Below are 17,198 nucleotides of genomic sequence, written 5' to 3' on the forward strand. Positions count from 1 at the left end.
GATTGCACGACAGTGATTGTGAACATGTCAGTCGTTGTGAAATCCAAGGGGTGTCACCCTACGAATCTCAGGTCAGAGATCGTGTCGCTGGCCACCAGCATGATGTAGAAGTCGGTGAGCACCAGGGTGCCGAGGGTGATCCAGGCGAACTGCATGTGCCGGGTGTTGAGCTTCGACACCTGGGTCCAGATCCAGTACCGGACCGGGTGGGCCGAGAAGTGCTTGAGCCGGCCTCCGGTGACATGCCGGCACGAATGGCACGACACGGTATAGGTCCAGAGCAGCAGCACATTCGCCACCAAGATGACGTTGCCCAGCCCAAAGCCGAACCCGCCGTCTTTCCCGTGGAACGCGGTGATCGCGTCGTAGGTGTTGATCAGCGAAACGATCACCGCGACATAGAAGAAGTAGCGGTGCACGTTCTGCACGATGAGCGGTAGCCTGGTCTCTCCCGTGTAGCGGCCGTGCGGCTCGGCCACCGCACAGGCCGGCGGGGAGAACCAGATCGAACGGTAGTAGGCCTTGCGGTAGTAGTAGCAGGTCAGGCGGAATCCCAGCAGGAACGGGAGCACCACGAAACCGAGCGGGATCCACATCGGGAGTTCCGGAAACGGGGTCCCGAAATGACTCGAACCCGGCACGCACGACTCACTCAGGCACGGCGAATAGAACGGCGTCAGATAGTGATAGTCGGCAACCCAGTACGCGCTGCGAACAAACGAACGCACCGTCGCATAGACGATGAAAGCCGACAGACCGAGCACCGTCAGCAGCGGCGACAGCCACCACCTGTCGACCCTCAGGGTTCGCGCCAGAATGCGCGCCCGTCCCGGAGAAAAGACCCCGGTTGCCTCCCGCTCAGCTGCGGGGGCGCTCACTTCGTTCGCTCACGCGAGTGGAAGCCCAGCCCTTCGTCTTGTGCACCGAGCCACGCCGACTCATCCGACTTGCTGTCCGGTACGTATATGACGTCGTCCTTGCCGCTCTTGGCCTTGAGGAGGGGCGGCGGCGCATGTTCGAAGTCGTGCAGATCGATTTCGAGCCGGTCGAGGTCGTTCGTCATCCGTCGAACGGCGTCGACATCGCCATACCGTGCTTTGAGCTTGACGATGTGGTGCCGCAGCGTCCCGATGCTCCGATGGAGTTCATTCATCTCGGCCGTTACCATGGGACTCCCTCCAAGAACTATGTGATACGCACCACAGTACCGTCGGGGACCCCTCAGTCAACGACATTCCACTACAACATGTCGTATTGACCTCTCCTGGGTACCCTTCCTCGCAAGCATGCGAACAAATGCATGCTCGTGGAGGCGCCGCAGAGGTGACCGGCTCCCGAACCTGAGCGTTGCCCGACCGGAAGGGAACCGAGGTGGCGGACGACACCGCGCCCGACGACACGGGGCCGGGCGAACAGAGACCACGCGCGGAACGACGCTGGGCCGCATCGGCGTGCGTTCTCGTCTCGATGTCGGTGCCGTTTCTTCTGCCCGGCCACTACGGCCCGGGCACCGACTGGTTCATCCCCTGGTTCTTCCCCACCATTCAGGGAGTGGCACTCCTCGCTCTCGTGATCGCGGACCCCGGCCGCATCGACCGGCCCGGTCCGTGGGTTCGCGGACTGTCGCTCGCGTTGGTCGCAACGATCGCCGCGGGCGCGGCGTGGGGATCGGCGAGACTGGTCTGGGATCTGCTCCACGGCAGCCCGCAGACGACCAACGCCCTGGAACTCCTCGTGTCCGGTGCGCTCGTCTGGATCCAAACCATCATCGCGTTCGCGTTCCTGTATTGGGAACTCGACAACGGCGGGCCGGTCAACCGGCATCTGCATCCCCGCGAGTACACCGATCTGGCGTTCCCCCAGCAACTCAATCCCGAACTTGCCGCTCCGGGCTGGCGGCCGGTGTTCTTCGACTACCTCTACCTCGGCCTGAACAACGCCACCGCGTTCAGCCCGACCGATGTCCTGCCACTCGCCCGATGGGCGAAGCTCGCCATGGCTGTGCAGTCGATGCTGTCGATCGTCATCCTGAGCCTCGTCGTCGCCAACGCGGTCAATCTGCTCGGCTGACACCATCCGCCGGGCCATGGGCGTTCCCGGTCGTCGCGCGCGCTCGAAAGACTGCCGGCGAGACACCGTGTTGCCGCTTGAACGCCGCGCTGAAGGCAAACGGGCTGCCGTAGCCGACCTGTCGCGCAATCGATGTCAGGGTCTGCTCTGGATCGGCGAGGAGGTCGGCGGCGGCCGACAGCCGCCAGTCGGTGAGGTAGGTCATCGGGGGCACACCGACGAGGTCGGTGAAGCGTCTGGCCATCGCCGCGCGTGACACGCCGGCCGCGGTGGCCAGCGAGGCCACCGTCCATGGCTGGTCAATCCCGTTGTGCAGCAGGCGTAGAGCATGGCCGACGACCGGGTCGGAGTGTGCGCGATACCATTTTGCGGCGCGAACATCGCCGCGTTCCATGGCTTGTCGCAGCCCCGTGATGAGAAGTAGATCGAGCAAACGGTTGAGGACGGCGTCTTGGGCAGGCGAGTCACGGACGATCTCGTCTTCCATGAGCGCGATCAGCGGATGGTCGCGCAGGGACACCAGGGTGAAACGGTCGAGAGCGTCGAGAAGGCGTCGGCTCACCTCCCCACTCGCATACGTGCCGATCAGCATGATCGCTTGCGCCGCAGTATCGTCGGCGCAGTTTCCCCACGAACGCACGCCGAAGCACATGTCCTCGGCGACACTGTGCGTGCCCGTCGGGTCGAAGCACTGACCACCGGTGTCGATGCGCGCAACCCACTCGTGTTCGGGTTCGTCGGCGATCACATACGGATGAGTCCCACGCACCAGCGCGACATCGCCGGGTCGCACCCGATAGCTCACACCGTCGTCATAGGACAGCGTCGACTCCCCTCGCGTGACCGCCACGACGGTGAGCGGAGCCGTGTCCTCGATGCGAACCGACCAGGGCGACGCCATCACCATGCGCAGCATCATGGGGCTGTGCGCGCGCGGACCGTTCAGCAGACTTCCCAGAGCATCCACGACCACGAGAGTACGCCGCGATGAGACGATCGGACATGCAACTGATCCTATGAGCCATGGATCGTCTCGCCTGAGGGCGGTGTACTCGATGCATGACACAACTCTCGACACTCCCCGACGCAACCATTCAACGCCCCGACCTTCGCCCGGCCCTCATCGTCGGCGCGTCCGGCAAGACCGGACGGCGCATCGCCGATCGACTCGATGCGCGCGGGGTTCCCGTCCGCCGGGCCGGCCGGTCAACCGAACCCCGGTTCGACTGGACCGACCGCACCACCTGGGCGTCCGCTCTGGAAGACGTTGGTCTGGTGTACATCTCCTATCAGCCCGACCTGATCGCCGACGGAGCGGTCGCCGACATCGCGGAGTTCGTGCGACTCGCCGACAAGGCGGGTGCGGCACGGCTCGTTCTGCTTGCCGGGCGCGGTGAACCCGAGGCCGAGCATGCCGGCCGTGTCGTGCATGCCGCGCAGGCAGATTCGACCGTCCTGTCCTGTGCGTGGTTCGACCAGAACTTCTCCGAAGGCGGCTTCGCCCCGGAGGTCGACGCCGGGTCGTTGACGCTGCCGGTGGGCGAGATTGGTGAACCGTTCATCGACGCCGACGACATCGCCGACGTGGCCGTCGCCGCTCTCCTCGACACGACGTCAGACGGTGAGAACCCACACGCCGGCAAGACCTACGACCTGACCGGCCCGCGGCTACTCACCTTCGCCGAGGTGGCCACCGAACTCGGCGGGGCCACCGGAGCCGCAATCGCCTTCCACCGCGTGACCCACGATGAGTACCGCGCGATACTGGCATCGGCAGGTCTCGACGCGCCGACGATCGAACTCATGTCCACCCTGCTGACGAACCTCTTCGATGGGCGGAACTCCAGCGTGACCACCGATGTCGCCGACGTTCTCGGCCGCCCGGCCCGCGACTTCACCTACTTCGCCGCCGCCTTCGCGGAGCGTCATCGATGATGTCCGACAACGTCATCCGGACTCCGCGGCCATCCGTCCGGCTCGCACGGCCTCTGCCAGCACAGCATGGTCGGCCTCCACGTGGTCGGCGTAGCGAACCGCGAAGCGGCCGATGACCTCGTCGAGTTCCTGGTCGCCGGCGAGGTAGCCACTCAACAGCCGAGGATCGAGCGAGCGTGAATGTGCGCGGGCGAGCAGCGCCCCGGCGAGTCGGCCGTAGTCGTCGAGGTGATCTGCTTCCAACGCACTCGGGTCGATGTCACCCTTCAGATTCCGGAACTGGCGCACGATGTACGGGATTCCGTCGATGGTGGTCCAGCCAAGCAGAATGTCGGTCTCGGCCTGAACGAGCCTGGCGCCGTGCACAATCCGCTTGCCCTCGTGTGACGGCTCTGCCGCCGACAGATATGGCGCCAGCGACGACGGTTGAGCCTGCTCGATCTGCAGGACGAGTACCTCGTCGGTGTTGCCCAGCAACAGCGCGACATAACTGCGGAGGCCGACGCTTCCGGTACCCACGATCCGAAATGCCACGTCGGCCACCGAGTAGCGGCCGATCAGGTTGCGCCGGGATTCACGCAACGTGTCGACGTACCGCTCGAGTCCATCGATCACAGCGTCGGCCACGTCTGCGTCCACCGAGGTGAGCGTGGGTGGCTCTTCGACGAATCTGCGGTGCTTGACACCCGTTTCGTGGTCGTCGAAGTGTGCGGTCCACTTCTCTGCCACCCGCGCGCTGGTGTTGCGGCTGGCCTTCTTCGCGGCCTTGGCGAAATCGTCGAGCAACGCATCCGCCTTGGCGCGCGTGATGACCGACTGATCGGGCAAGGCACTCCAGGATTGGAGGAAGGGTTGCTGCGCGAGTTCACGAATGGTTCGCCGGTAAGACTTCACCGCGTCCTCGGCGGCCTCCACGCACTCCGTGTCGGGCACACCACCTTCCCGACCCGCGAGCACCAGGCTGGTCGACAGCCGTTTGAGATCCCACTCCCACGGGCCGACGATCGTTTCGTCGAAATCGTTGATGTCCATGACGATGTCACCCTCTGGGGTGCCGTATAGACCGAAGTTGGCGGCATGGGCATCGCCGCACAGCTGCGCTTCGATGCCGCTCACCGGAGACGCGGCCAGGTCAGCCGCCATGAGTCCGGCCGAGCCGCGGTAGAACGCGAACGGTGACGACACCATTCGGCCGATGCGGAGTGGAATGAGGTGCGGCAGCCGACCACGATTGCTGGCGTCGATGAAGTCGAGGACACCGGGGCGCTCAACGGATTCGACGACCCGGTCGTGTGCCTCGATCGGGATGGTGTGGCGCAGTTGCTTGCCGCGCTCGAACAGGGACGTTCCGCTGACTGTCTGACGCAGGTTCACCTGCGACTTCTCCTTGGCCACAAGGAGAATCTAACCGGATCAGTGGTGCGGCCTGCGTTGTCTGAACGAATCTGCTTTCGTCCCCGACGAAACCGGTGATCGGCGTGTTTGAATACTGCAATGTTCGGACTGCTCTCACCGTGCCGCCACGCGTTCGACGATGAGTTGATGTCGCAGTGGCGCAGTCACATGTGCGGGTTGTGCGTGTCCTTGCGCGACAACCACGGCCAGGCAATGCGCCTGACGACCAACACCGATGCGGTCATGGTGTCCGTGCTGACCGCGGCACAACGCGTCGAGGCGCCCGCCTCCACGGAGGTGGGCAGGTGCGCGCTGCGCGGAATGCGCCCGGCCACGGTGGTCGCCGCGTCGGAACCTGGAGTGCGACTGGCGACCACCACGTCGCTCACCCTCGCCGCCGCAAAGGCTTTCGATGTCACCGCCGAACAGGACCACGCGCTGGCACCTCGGTCTCGGGTGCGGTCGGCAGCGCTGCGCCAGGCGGGCCGGCGCCTCCGCTCGAGTGCCGGCGCAGACGAGTCGACCGCGATGCAGCTCGGCGTCGACGATATCCTCGAGACGCTGTCTCACCAGGCCGAAATCGAGTGTGATAGTTCAGAACTCGACCAGATCACCCAGGCATCCGGTCAGGCCTGCGCGCAGGTGTTCGCATCCTCCGCCGAGTTGTCGGGAACGCCCGCCAACGCCGACCATCTCGCGGCAATCGGATTCGACTTCGGCCGCATCGCGCATCTCCTCGATGCCATCGACGACTACGAATCCGATCACGAGTCAGGCAGCTTCAATCCTCTCCGGGCCACGGACACGTCACGCGAGACCGCGCTCGCGGAATGTCGCACGCTCGCCGACGCGATTCGAACCCGCTATGCGAAACTGACCGTCCACGACGACCGGTTGCTCAGGGTCCTGCTGCTCGGCGGACTTCAGCGCGCGATCGGCAGGCGCGAACCCCGATCCGAGTGTCGCGCAACCCATCACCATCGCATCCCGACCGCCGCCGACACCCAATGGCCACCGATGCGACCACCCAACTATCCCGATGACTGGCCCTACCCGCCGCCATTCAAACCGAACCGCAAGCTCCACGAACGCATCCTGCCGTTCATCGGTGTCTCGTGCTTCGGCAAGGCCTGCGTCGTCGACCATTGGAACCACTGCAGCGACAAGTGGAAAGACGCCGCGTGCGACGACTGCGACTGCTGCGATTGTTGCGACTGCTGCGATTAGCGCCTGTCGGCTGATCGACGAGGTCGGTGACCACCGCTCTGAACTGGGCAAATGCAGCAGGCCGAGGAGTCGCTCCTGACACTCTGTGTCCTGTTGGAGAATCTGTGTGCTGCAGCACACGGTTGACCCGATTCGGCACAGGGTGTGGTCCGAGGCCACCCATGGCACACCACCGCCCAGGGCGGCCTCGGCTTCGGTCTGGCCATGTCCCGCGTCGTCCTGCGAGAACTCGAGCCGAGTTGGAGAACGCGAGTGCTGCAGCACTCGCGTTCTCCAACTCGGCTCCGGTTGTCGCGGGTGCCGGCCGCGCGGAGGCTCCGGGCCGCATGGGCGGCCACGTTCTTCCTGTCTCCACGATCGCCGACGACGTCGGCGGGTGGGTCGCTGATCCGAAGAGTCTGGTGACCACCGCGCTGACCTGGTCAAATGCGTCGGTGCCGTGCCCGCAAAATCTAGGGGAAGAGTTTCTTCCCCGGGTTTCACAGTCGTCCGCGAGAAATTTCTGGAGGAGGACACCAAGGGTAGGGGAAGAAGTTCTTCCCCTACTTTTCGTGGGTGCCGCGAGCGTGTGAAGCGTTCGACGGGACGCGTCGGTCGACAATGCGCGGGCTCGACGAGGCAGGTGGCAGCGCCCTCGATGTGAGGTGTCTGCGCGCGGGCGAGATGGCGTCCCGAGGCGCGACATCGGCGTGGCGTGAGTGCAGAAACTGCGTGTCTGGTCAGAAACCCGGTGCACACCAGCGGTTTCCGACCACACCTGCGGTTTCTGGCGACAAGTGCGGTTTCTGCGGCGAGACCGCGCTCCTCCCACTGTGAAACTATGATCACGTCGAAAAGGAGGTGGTCCATGTCTGAGACACCCGTATCCGAAGTACACGGCGCCAACGGCGAATCGATTCTCTGCGATGGCCTCACGGTCGCCAAGTTCCGGCATCACGGCAAGGACGAGGCCGCCCGTAATCCGGTCTCGACCTTTCGGGAACTGAAGATCTCGGAGAACACCTCGCTGTTCGGCAAACCCCGCAAACCGCGGGAGTTCACGGTCCTGCTCGCGATGTCGTCGATCATGAGTCTCACCGTCGACGAGGCCGGCAAGGCCGCGGTCGAATCGATGGTTGCCGGATTCCGACAGTGAACCGCCGGGACGGGATTCAGCTCGACGGGCGGCGGTAACGTTCGACGAACCGCTGCAGGATCGCGGCTGGGTGGCGGGCATCGCGTTCGCGGGCCGCGGCTTTCAGCGAGTCGGCCTCCTCCGGTGCGAAGTATCCGAACTCGCGGTAGACGTCGATCCGGGTCGACAGGCTGTCGGCGTCGAGTTCCGGATGAAACTGGGTTGCGTAGACGTTGTGCCCCACCCGAAAGGCTTGCACGGGGCACGTGGGCGAGGTCGCGAGGTGGACCGCGACGTCCGGCAATGTCGCGGCAGCTTCCTTGTGACCCCCGTAGGCGTCGAAAGTGTCTGGTACATCGGCGAACAGCGGATCACGCCGACCTTCGTCGGTCAGGCTGACCGTCACCGCCCCGACCGGTTCGCTGTACGCGCGATCGATCGTTGCCCCGATCGCCGAACCGACCGCACCGACTCCGTAGCAGCAACCCAAGAACGGGAAATCGGCCTCGACGACCCGGCCGACCAACTCCAGCAACTCCCCCTCGACACGACGCTGGGTGTCGGTCTTGGTGTCCTGCGGGTCGCTCACGTTGTACGGACCGCCGCCGAGAATGATGGCCGACCAGTCGTCCAGATCGATCGACCCAAGCGAACGTTGTGTGAGGTTGACGGCCGCGATGTCTGCCGGCGCGAGGCCACCGAGGCGTATAACCGACCGGTACTCATCGTCGGCCGCTTCGGTCTCGGCGCGGATCGACAGCAGCAGAAACGGCAGGTTGGACATCGTCATGTACGGCACACTACCTACGTCGCCACCCCGCCAGACACCAAGACCGCGGGCGGAAACCCGCGCTTTGACCCAAAGTCATCTGACCGGGAGGTCGATGTCGACCAGAACGAATTGGCGCACCCGGCCGGCGATCCCGGCCGTGCACGTCGACAACAGGGGCTCGGAGAACTGCTCACCGAGCACCACGTCGATCGGGCCGAGTTTCCCGGCGAGCCGCACCTGAATCTGATGATCGGCGTGCGTGACCGCGAGCGGCGCAAGGGAATCGATCAGATCGTCACCGGTCTCTTGCCGCACGAAATACTGTGCCGCCTGTACCGCGTGGGGCAGCGAGGTTCGGCCACGAAGCAGGGAATTGTTCAGCCGCCCTTGGGTATAGCGTCGGATCAGATCCGCGGCGTCCGCCGCTGTGTCGACGCGGCCGTAGCACAGGCCGTGCGGCAGCACGATCATCGTCGCGGCGAATCGGTCACCGCCCAGGTGCGAACACTCCCACGTCCATTCCGGGTATGCGGCGGCGATCGCCGCCGTCGCAGCCCGTCCGCGCACCGCGCAGCACCGGTCGTGTTTCCCGTGAGCGCATACGGCGATCACCGGATCGGCAGATGGTTCGCCGTCCGACCCGTCCAGGGCCAGATCCAGGTAGCCCTCGGGCCCGGCGACCTCGCCACCGAACACCGCCTCCGCACCCGGTTCGGCGTGCGCGATGAACCATCGCCAGCGCGGGGTGGCGTCACGTCGACCGGGTCGGCGGATGGCGACGATACGCATCTTGGCGGTCTCGACGCGGCGGACAATCGACCAGCCCAGGTCGGGGTCGATGGTGGTGGGTGACGTCAGGAACGCGGAGTGCCCCCACGGACCCGACAGCTCGAGCAGCACCCAGGAAACTCCCGCCGAGGCCGTCCCGTACATCGGGTCAGCACGATCGATGGACTGGTCACTGCACGGGCGGCGCTCAGCCATCAGCTGCGCTCGGAATCGCCGGATGCAAACGAGTCAGACGAGGCCGATTCCGCGGGCCGGGACACCACGACCACCGCTTCACGCAGGAGTCGACGTAGTACGACGAGGGCGTCGTGGGTGTCGAGGCCGGGTAGTTCTGGCGCGGTGTACACATGACCAGTCTGCAGTGCTCGCAGAGCTGGGGCACACAGCCCGGGGAAGGTCACCACGCGGTCAGGTAGCCGCAACTCGACTCGTTCGCCGTGTACCCGCACGGACGCGATGAGCCCGCGCCGCCATCGCACGGCAGTGTCGTCTCCGAGGGCGGAGACCTCACGCAGTGTCGCGATGGGTCGCACGGCCGCGGGGCGAGTTCGTTCGGAGAAGCGCGCGGTGACCTTTGCGCCCACCGCCTCATCGAAGAAGGTCTCGCGCTCCCGAAGAACGTCGATCAACCCGGCGACCGCCTTGGTGGCGATCGCCGTGGTCTCATCCGGGTCGGTGAGATCGACGCCCATCGGAAGCGAGCTCCGTAGTTCGGAGTTGGCTGCGAGCTTGTCCGTGACCGCTCGGACGACATCGAAGACGGTGATCGCCGCGACACCGATTGTGAGGTGAATCGACGTGTGTCCCAGCGCTTTCGCGGAGTGCACCCAACCGCGCGGCAGATAGAGGGCATCCCCGGGTTCGAGGACCGTGTCGAGGATCGGCTCGTCGCGGACGCGTTCCTCGATCGCTTCGCGATGATCGGTCCACGGTTGTGAGACAAGCGGATCGGTGTGCACCGGCGCGTGCACCGTCCACCGTTTGCGGCCGTCGGCCTGCAGGACGAAGACGTCGTGCACGTCGTAATGCGGATCGAAACCTCGATTTGCCGGTGGCGTGATGTACGCGTTCGCCTGCACCGGGTGGCCGAGGTCGTCGATGAGTCCACGCACGAAATCGATGATCGGGGGCCACAGTCGGTGCAGGCCTTGCAGCACGATCGTGGCGCCTGCCGCGAATTCGGCCAGCACCTTGGCCGAATCGACCTGGTCGGGCATCTCGGCACCGAATCCGGCCGGCCCGGCGTAACAGTCGCGCGAGATGAGATCGCCGTCCTTGGCCATCCGGATGAACGGCGTGCGCACCCCGCGTTCGGCGATCAGTTCGTCGACGTTCTCCGACGACAGCAGATCGCCGAAATCACGGGGCAGCGCCGCAGAACGAGTGAGCAGCGGACGTCGACCCCAGACCTCGCGCGCGAACACGTTCGCATCGGTGCTGATGCAGCGACTCAGCATCGTTCTCGAGTGATTACGTTGCGGTTCAGGCAGTTCCGTCGGCACCGCCATCGTGACCATCGGGGTTCGACCCGCCATCGGCCGGACCTTCGCCGGGATCGGCGCTGCCGTCGGCGCCACCGTCATGTCCCCCGGGGTTGGAACCACCGTCGGCCACGCCCTCACCCGGTGCGGCGCTGCCATCGGCGCCACCGTCGTGACCCCCTGGGTCGGAACCACCGTCGGCCACACCTTCACCGGGTTCGCCGACGCCCGTACCACCTGTTTCGATGTCATCATCTTCGATTGCCATCGGACATCCTCTCGTCATGTCGGAGTCGCGCGGATCCGGACTCCTCTCTCCAATATGGCGAGATCCATCTGAGGTTTCGTTGGTTTGACCAGATTCGCGTCTCATTCGTCACGCGAATCCGCTCCGATCAGAGTTCGGTCATGATGTCCGACGGAGAGGACGCCACATCGTCGAGGATTCGAATGTTCGCGGCAACATCGCGGCTCTCTCGGTCGGCGATGGCCTTGATTGCCGCGTCGAGCACACCGACGATGCCCGGCGGGTCGAACACCGACGCGCACTGCCGCGACACTTGAATATCGCGGGCAAGGATCGTCGGGCGTCGCGCGAACGACGGTTCGAGGGCCAGGACCGTCGCGAATCGCCAGGCACTGTCCCGCAACGCCTTGATCGCCTGGTTGATCACGAAGATCTGATTGTCCCGGAGCACCGCGTAGATGTCGGCCAGTGCCGGCGAGATGTCGTTGATGTCGGCGACGACCCCGTTGATCTGACTCGCCAACACCGCGTTGATGACGTCGAAATCATGCTTGACCGCGCGTAGGCCGCGCCGGCCCGTCACGTCGAGCGCGGCGATCCCGAGATCGAGGACGATGTGGCTGGTGATACCAGAGAGCATGTGCTGCACCACGATTGGTTTGACATCACTCGCGTGGTCGAACGTGGTGCGCCACGACCGCGTCGGCTTGGGGCACTCGCTCGGATGGAAGTATCCGTTGAACGCGTCGAAATACCTGGCGGCGAAGGCGACGTCGAGTCGTTCCAATCGCGGACCGTCGTCGAATGCGCCGTCGTCGATGGCCTTGCCCACGGCGAGCGTGATCCGCTTGTACAGCGCGGCGAAATAGCCCAGACGGCTGGCCTCGGCACCGGCCCATTCGAGGATGCCGTCGAGTGCCGCCACCACGTCGTCGATGGTGGTGACGGTCGGGACCGGCTGCGGAACAGCTTGCGCCACATTCGGGGGCATGAAACCGATTGTCGGCTGTTCGGTGGCATTGCGACAGTGTGGACGCCGCCGAGTCGGTTGATGAACCGACTCAGCGTGGTGCGGCTCAACGTGTCTGGTCGAGAACAAACCGCTTGATGTGGCCGGTCACCGTGTCCGCGGCGGCGAACCACACCGCGTCGACGCCGTCGACGAGTTGAAGAGTCGCGTTCGGCAGGTGGTCGGCCAGGTGGCGGCTATGACCCGGATCGACGTTGGTGCAGGCTCGACGATGAATCACCAGGACACGGGACTCTATGTCGGACAGCCTGTTTCGAAGGTCCGTGGTCGTCGCGGCCAGTCGAATCGCCCGCGCGGTTCCCGGCCCCGCCCCACGACGACCGATCCTTTCCCACCATGCGCGAAATCCAGGGTCGGCCGCCAAACTCGGTGCCACCAGCGAGGCTGTGTCCACCGGCTGAGTTCGCGCCGGGTCAACCGTCTCGTCGATGAGATCTCGCGCCGTCATCGGATCGAGGCCATGTGGGTAGTCCGGACCTCGCTGATAGCGCGCGTAGCAGTTGACCAAGACGCACCCAGCGATGTCGGCCGGGTGCCGCGCCGCATACTCCAGCGCGATCAGACCGGTGTCGAAGTTGGCGACCAGGATTGGCCTCTGCAGGCCGGCCGACTCTGCGACACTTTCCACGTCGTGCACCCAGACGTCGAGGGGCGAGCGTCGGTCGAGTGGTTCGGACAAACCCACCCCACGTCGGTCGAGACAGACGAGTCGGGCCACCGAAGCGAGGTCGCGGTGCGCGGCGCGCACATGCGGCTCGTCGAGAATCCCGTCGATCGTGATCATGGCGGGATTGAGCAGCAGGACGTCGGGCCCCGCGTCCGACAGCGCGACGTAGGCCGTGGCGCCGTCGGCGGTGTACCGAGTAACTGTCGGCGGCCCTCCCCCGCGTTCGACGCTCGACTCGGCGGGCGGCTCCAGCCCACCCAGAACCCGCGCGTGCGCAGCGACCAATGCGGGTCCTGGGTCGAGTCCGACGTCGAGCAGCGCAGCGCGTGCACGGGACACCGCCGCCAGCGCCTCGGCTTGCCGGTTCGAACGGCTCAGGGCGACAACGTAGTCCACCCACGACGACTCATCGACCGGATCGGCAGCCGTGATCGCTGCCAACTCTCCGAGCGCACGGTCGGGGTGATCGCCGCGAGCCAGGGACGCCAGATGCTCGCGCACCAGTTGTGTACGCTCACGTTGCCAACCGACCAGCAGTGCCTGTCCGCCACGAGTCGCGGGCAACTCCGGATCACCTCGCCAGCGCGCTCGTGCATCCGCGAGAATCGTTGCAGCCGAGTCAGATTCGGTGGGAACCAGGTGTCGGGCCCGCTCCCGGAGGTCGCGAACCTCGCTGATGTCGGTGGCGACGTCCAGGCGATAGGCATTCCCGACGGTCACGATCCCGTCGGGCAGGCCGGCATCGCCCAATGCTCGTCGGATGCGCGAGATGTGGGCGCGTACGGATTTCGCCACCGACGGCGGTGGATCATCCCAGAGCACATTGGCAATCTCGGCAAGTGAGAGCGTGGCGGGCCGGTGAAGTGCCAACAATGTCAGCACCTCACGCGCCTTGCGTTCGAGCACCAACCGGCACTCTCCTGCCGCACTCGCAGTCACCTCGGCATCGACGATGCGAAGGCCACCCAGCACGCCGATCACGGTCACATCACCAGTGTCACCCGGTCACCGCATCCAGACCACATCCATTTCGGGCGAATGCGCTGATCTCCTATTGGACATGAGCACGTACTACACAACCAATCGCTCGACGAGGCTGGTTTCCCGATTGAGCGCACGCGTCGATTGTCCCGTCATCACGCCCACCGACACGGACTACGATTCCGCGCGTCTGGGATGGAATCGCACCGTCACGGCGTCGCCCGACGTTGTGGCAATGCCTTACGGCCGCACAGACATTCAGGCGGTGGTGCGAACGGCGCGTGAGCTCGATGTCCCGCTGCACGTCCAGGCCACCGGGCACGGCACGCTGACATCGAGCACTTCTGGACTACTCGTCAACCTATCGTCGATGAACGACGTGCACGTCGACACCGAACGCATGCTCGCGACCGTCGGGCCAGGGGCAACCTGGAACGACGTCAACCGCGCTTCTGCCGCACATGGACTCGGATCGCTCTCCGGTCGTTGTGGAACGGTCGGAGTCACCGGCTACACCCTCGGCGGCGGGTCGGGCTGGCTGTCACGCACCTACGGATACGCGGCCGACTCCGTTATGGAAGCCGAGATCGTCACCGCCACAGGATATATGGTCACCGTCGACCGGTACCGGCACGACGATCTCCATTGGGCGATCCGGGGTGGCGGCGGCAACTTCGGCATCGTCAGTTCACTCACGTTCCGGCTGTTCCCCGCTCAGCGTGTCTTCTCCGGGATGTCGTTCTTCCCTGCTGAGCGTGCTGCCGACATCTTCCGCGCCTATCGTGACTGGTCGCTCGACGAGCCTGACGGGATGAACACCGCGGTGCTCCTGATGCGCCTGCCACCTGCGCCGACGATTCCCGACGCGGTGCGGGGACGCCAGGTGGTCGCGCTGCGGGCCTTCGCACTGTGCGACGAACGGGAGGGTCGTCGTCAGCTCCACGCGGTCCTGCAAGCGGCCGGGCCGGCGCTGCACGACGGATTCGCCGAGCGCGGGTTCGCCAATGCGAGCACCGCCACCAACGGACCGGACGCCCCACCCATGCCACACCGTCAGCTGATCCACCTGTTCGACAGCCTCGACGACGACGTGATTGCGCGCGTCATCGACGACGAAGGCCGGGCACCGGACTCACCGTATGCGTTCATCGAGCTGCGACATTGGGGTGGCGCGATGTCCGAGCCGGCGTCGGACGCCGGGCCTGCCGGGCACCGGGACACCCCGTTCTCGATCCTCGCGGTGGCGCCGTACTTGACACCGGACCGGCAAGGCGTCGACTCTGCGGTCGATCGTCTCGATCAGATATGCCGTGCGCGCGCCACCGGCGGTTCCTTCTTGACGCTGCTGACCCGGCCAGAGCTCACCGCAACGGCCTTCACCGACAGGCACTTCCGCAAGCTTCGAGACATCAAGTCACGGTGGGACCCCGACGACATCTTCCGGCCCTCCCACCACGTCCCAGCACTGCCCGACCACCGGGCACACATCAATCAAGGAGTGAGCACATGTCCACAATTCTCGTCACCGGAGCCACCGGCAACGTCGGTTCCCGCGTGGTCGCCGACCTCGTCGCGGCCGGGGTCCGACCGCGCGTCTTGATCCGGGATACCGCCCGGCCGGTCAACCCATGGCTTGACGACGACTGTGTCGAGGTGGCGTTCGGCGACTTCGACGACGTCAGCAGTGTCGACGCCGCGATGAGCGGAACCGATCGGGTCTTCCTCACCTCCGCCGACGGACCGGACAAGGTCGCACACGAGAGCGCCGTCATAGCCGCGGCGCAACGCACAGGCGTCGAGCGGATCGTCAAACTCTCGGCGATGCACGCTCGCATCGGGTCGCCATTGCCCGCCTTCGACTGGCACGGGCGGATCGAACTCGAACTCGCCGACAGCGGGGTGCCGCACGTCCTCCTGCGTCCGGCGTTCTTTCTGGACAACCTGCTGATGGTTGCCCCGGGCGTGGCGGCGACCGGACACCTCGCTGCACCGACCGCAGGCGCACGGGCGGCAATGATCGACGTCCGCGACGTTGCCGCGTCTGCTGCGGGCGCGTTGATGTCGAACCGTGACTTGCGCGCCGGCTACTCGCTCACCGGACCGGAATCGGTGACCTTCGCCGAGGTCGCCGATGCCCTCGGTATCGCCACCGGACGGTCCGTCGTCTTCGACGACCTCACACCAGAGGAAGCCGCGCCCCGATTTGCGGGCGCCGGCCTGCCACCCTGGCTCGCTGCTCAGCTCAGCGGCGCGTTCGGCGTCATTCGCGACGGCGGGTTCGACGCGGTCTACGATGGGGTTTCAGAGCTGACCGGGCGCCCGGCGCACGACATTTCTTCGTGGGTGCACATGCACGCCCCAGCGTTCGCCGAACCTGCCACGGCTACCACGGCCGCGCGTCAAACCTGAGATCGTCAGCCGCTTGACGTGCCTTTGGGTACCGGACGTAGCGTGGTGCCATGACCTTTGCGGGATTTCCCGAGGCGGCGCTCGACTTCTACGACGATCTCGAGATCGACAACAGTAAGGTCTTCTGGGAAGCGCACAAGGAGATCTACACGAACGCAGTCGCCGCGCCGATGGCGGCTCTCACCGATGAACTGGCCGGGGAATTCGGTCCGGCCAAGATCTTTCGGCCCTACCGAGATGTCCGGTTCGCCAAGGACAAGACGCCCTACAAGACGCACCAGGGTGCGTTTGTCGCAGTGGGCCCGGCCACCGGGTATTACGTCCAGATCGGCGCACCCGGAGTGCGCGTCGGGGCGGGGTATTACGAAGCACTGGCCGAACGGTTGGCCGCGCTGCGCAAAGCCATCGACCACGATCGCCACGGACCGCAACTCGAGCGCATTCTCAAGAAGCTCAACACATCCGGCTGGGAAATCGGCGGCAATCGGCTCAAGACGGCACCGCGCGGATGGGATTCCGACCATCCCCGGATCGATCTGCTTCGACACAAATCGCTCACAGTCGGCAAGGATTACGGTTTCGACGAGGTCATCCACGGTCGCGCGCTCGTCGGCAAGATCCGCTCCGACTGGCGGGCGACAACACCACTCGTCGAGTGGATCGCCCGCCACGGAGCCAACTGACGTCCGCCGAGCGCCATCGTCAACCCAGCGTCTCAGAACACCAAGGGACCAAATACTCCTGCGCGGTCGGCTCGGCGATCGTATCGTCACACGCATGGAAAGCATGTGGATGATGCCCGCCGTTGCTCTGTTGTCCAGCGTGATCATCGGGATCGGTTTCTTCATCGGAATCCCGGGCAAGAAGGACCGCGACTGACACCCGCTTCGGCGCCCACTCCCTCACCACCGCAATTGCGACAGCGGCGGCGTTGGGAGCTGCCGCAATTGCGGCGCATCACGATTCGAACGCCGTCTTTCTCAACCTGACACCACGCGCGGACACGTCGTAATAGCATCGAGAAAGGTGCACGGGCACCGTGGAACTGCGGTGCCCGTGAGTGCACGAAAAGGTGCATCGC

The 17,198-nt window shown here is 65.3% G+C and carries 17 protein-coding genes; 7 read left to right on the top strand and 10 right to left on the bottom strand.

Features of this window, described 5'->3' with window-relative positions; all coding sequences use genetic code 11:
- Nucleotides 1-53: 53 nt before the first annotated feature.
- Complete coding sequence (locus MKW15_RS02310) at nucleotides 54-878, bottom strand: hypothetical protein (protein ID WP_240855745.1); 825 nt, start codon at nucleotides 876-878, stop codon at nucleotides 54-56.
- The gene (locus tag MKW15_RS02315) at nucleotides 875-1,168 is read right to left on the bottom strand and encodes a hypothetical protein (RefSeq protein ID WP_240855748.1); all 294 of its coding nucleotides are present in this window, start codon (nucleotides 1,166-1,168) and stop codon (nucleotides 875-877) included. Before MKW15_RS02315 ends, MKW15_RS02310 begins: the two co-directional genes overlap by 4 nt.
- 203 nt (nucleotides 1,169-1,371) lie before the next feature.
- Here MKW15_RS02315 and MKW15_RS02320 point away from each other — a divergent pair, with 203 nt between their 5' ends.
- Complete coding sequence (locus MKW15_RS02320; RefSeq protein WP_240855750.1) at nucleotides 1,372-2,070, top strand: hypothetical protein; 699 nt, start codon at nucleotides 1,372-1,374, stop codon at nucleotides 2,068-2,070.
- Here MKW15_RS02320 and MKW15_RS02325 read toward each other — a convergent pair.
- Nucleotides 2,054-3,037, bottom strand: a complete 984-nt coding sequence (locus MKW15_RS02325; protein WP_240855752.1) for an AraC family transcriptional regulator — start codon at nucleotides 3,035-3,037, stop codon at nucleotides 2,054-2,056. The genes MKW15_RS02320 and MKW15_RS02325 overlap by 17 nt on opposite strands.
- 92 nt (nucleotides 3,038-3,129) lie before the next feature.
- On the opposite strand from MKW15_RS02325, the gene MKW15_RS02330 reads away from it, so the two are divergent.
- The gene (locus MKW15_RS02330; RefSeq protein WP_240855755.1) at nucleotides 3,130-4,005 is read left to right on the top strand and encodes a Rossmann-fold NAD(P)-binding domain-containing protein; all 876 of its coding nucleotides are present in this window, start codon (nucleotides 3,130-3,132) and stop codon (nucleotides 4,003-4,005) included.
- A 12-nt stretch (nucleotides 4,006-4,017) separates the two neighbouring features.
- On the opposite strand, the gene MKW15_RS02335 is transcribed toward MKW15_RS02330, so the two are convergent.
- The gene (locus tag MKW15_RS02335; RefSeq protein ID WP_240855757.1) at nucleotides 4,018-5,400 is read right to left on the bottom strand and encodes a DUF2252 domain-containing protein; all 1,383 of its coding nucleotides are present in this window, start codon (nucleotides 5,398-5,400) and stop codon (nucleotides 4,018-4,020) included.
- Nucleotides 5,401-5,499: 99 nt separating this feature from the next.
- Between MKW15_RS02335 and MKW15_RS02340 the strand changes: the two genes are divergently transcribed.
- Together MKW15_RS02340 and MKW15_RS02345 are read left to right on the top strand one after the other, a co-directional pair.
- Nucleotides 5,500-6,627, top strand: coding sequence for a DUF5685 family protein (locus MKW15_RS02340; protein ID WP_240855759.1), 1,128 nt, complete (start codon nucleotides 5,500-5,502; stop codon nucleotides 6,625-6,627).
- Between the two features lie 847 nt (nucleotides 6,628-7,474).
- Nucleotides 7,475-7,762 (top strand): hypothetical protein, encoded by a 288-nt coding sequence (locus MKW15_RS02345; protein ID WP_240855761.1) that lies wholly within the window; start codon nucleotides 7,475-7,477, stop codon nucleotides 7,760-7,762.
- A gap of 16 nt (nucleotides 7,763-7,778) precedes the next feature.
- On the opposite strand, the gene MKW15_RS02350 is transcribed toward MKW15_RS02345, so the two are convergent.
- The 6 genes from MKW15_RS02350 to MKW15_RS02375 form a co-directional block, all read right to left on the bottom strand.
- The gene (locus tag MKW15_RS02350; protein ID WP_240856030.1) at nucleotides 7,779-8,525 is read right to left on the bottom strand and encodes a glutamine amidotransferase; all 747 of its coding nucleotides are present in this window, start codon (nucleotides 8,523-8,525) and stop codon (nucleotides 7,779-7,781) included.
- 81 nt (nucleotides 8,526-8,606) lie between these two features.
- The gene (locus tag MKW15_RS02355) at nucleotides 8,607-9,497 is read right to left on the bottom strand and encodes a sucrase ferredoxin (protein ID WP_240855763.1); all 891 of its coding nucleotides are present in this window, start codon (nucleotides 9,495-9,497) and stop codon (nucleotides 8,607-8,609) included.
- The gene (locus MKW15_RS02360; protein ID WP_240856031.1) at nucleotides 9,497-10,759 is read right to left on the bottom strand and encodes a cupin domain-containing protein; all 1,263 of its coding nucleotides are present in this window, start codon (nucleotides 10,757-10,759) and stop codon (nucleotides 9,497-9,499) included. Before MKW15_RS02360 ends, MKW15_RS02355 begins: the two co-directional genes overlap by 1 nt.
- Before the next feature lie 25 nt (nucleotides 10,760-10,784).
- The gene (locus MKW15_RS02365) at nucleotides 10,785-11,051 is read right to left on the bottom strand and encodes a BatC protein (protein WP_240855766.1); all 267 of its coding nucleotides are present in this window, start codon (nucleotides 11,049-11,051) and stop codon (nucleotides 10,785-10,787) included.
- A gap of 127 nt (nucleotides 11,052-11,178) precedes the next feature.
- Nucleotides 11,179-12,021, bottom strand: coding sequence for a DUF5995 family protein (locus tag MKW15_RS02370; protein WP_240855769.1), 843 nt, complete (start codon nucleotides 12,019-12,021; stop codon nucleotides 11,179-11,181).
- A gap of 85 nt (nucleotides 12,022-12,106) precedes the next feature.
- On the bottom strand, nucleotides 12,107-13,714 hold the full coding sequence (locus tag MKW15_RS02375; RefSeq protein WP_240855770.1) for a bifunctional AfsR/SARP family transcriptional regulator/alpha/beta hydrolase: 1,608 nt from the start codon (nucleotides 13,712-13,714) through the stop codon (nucleotides 12,107-12,109).
- A gap of 73 nt (nucleotides 13,715-13,787) precedes the next feature.
- On the opposite strand from MKW15_RS02375, the gene MKW15_RS02380 reads away from it, so the two are divergent.
- From MKW15_RS02380 to MKW15_RS02390, 3 genes are read left to right on the top strand one after another with little or no spacing between them, the layout of a single operon-like run.
- On the top strand, nucleotides 13,788-15,308 hold the full coding sequence (locus tag MKW15_RS02380) for an FAD-binding oxidoreductase (RefSeq protein ID WP_240855772.1): 1,521 nt from the start codon (nucleotides 13,788-13,790) through the stop codon (nucleotides 15,306-15,308).
- The gene (locus tag MKW15_RS02385) at nucleotides 15,215-16,117 is read left to right on the top strand and encodes an NmrA family NAD(P)-binding protein (protein WP_240855773.1); all 903 of its coding nucleotides are present in this window, start codon (nucleotides 15,215-15,217) and stop codon (nucleotides 16,115-16,117) included. Before MKW15_RS02380 ends, MKW15_RS02385 begins: the two co-directional genes overlap by 94 nt.
- A 50-nt stretch (nucleotides 16,118-16,167) precedes the next feature.
- Entirely contained in the window at nucleotides 16,168-16,800 is a 633-nt protein-coding gene (locus MKW15_RS02390) for a DUF2461 domain-containing protein (RefSeq protein WP_240855775.1), read from the top strand.
- Nucleotides 16,801-17,198 lie beyond the last annotated feature (398 nt).

Origin of the sequence: Gordonia gummivorans (assembly GCF_022513585.1) — a bacterium.
GTDB lineage: Bacteria > Actinomycetota > Actinomycetes > Mycobacteriales > Mycobacteriaceae > Gordonia.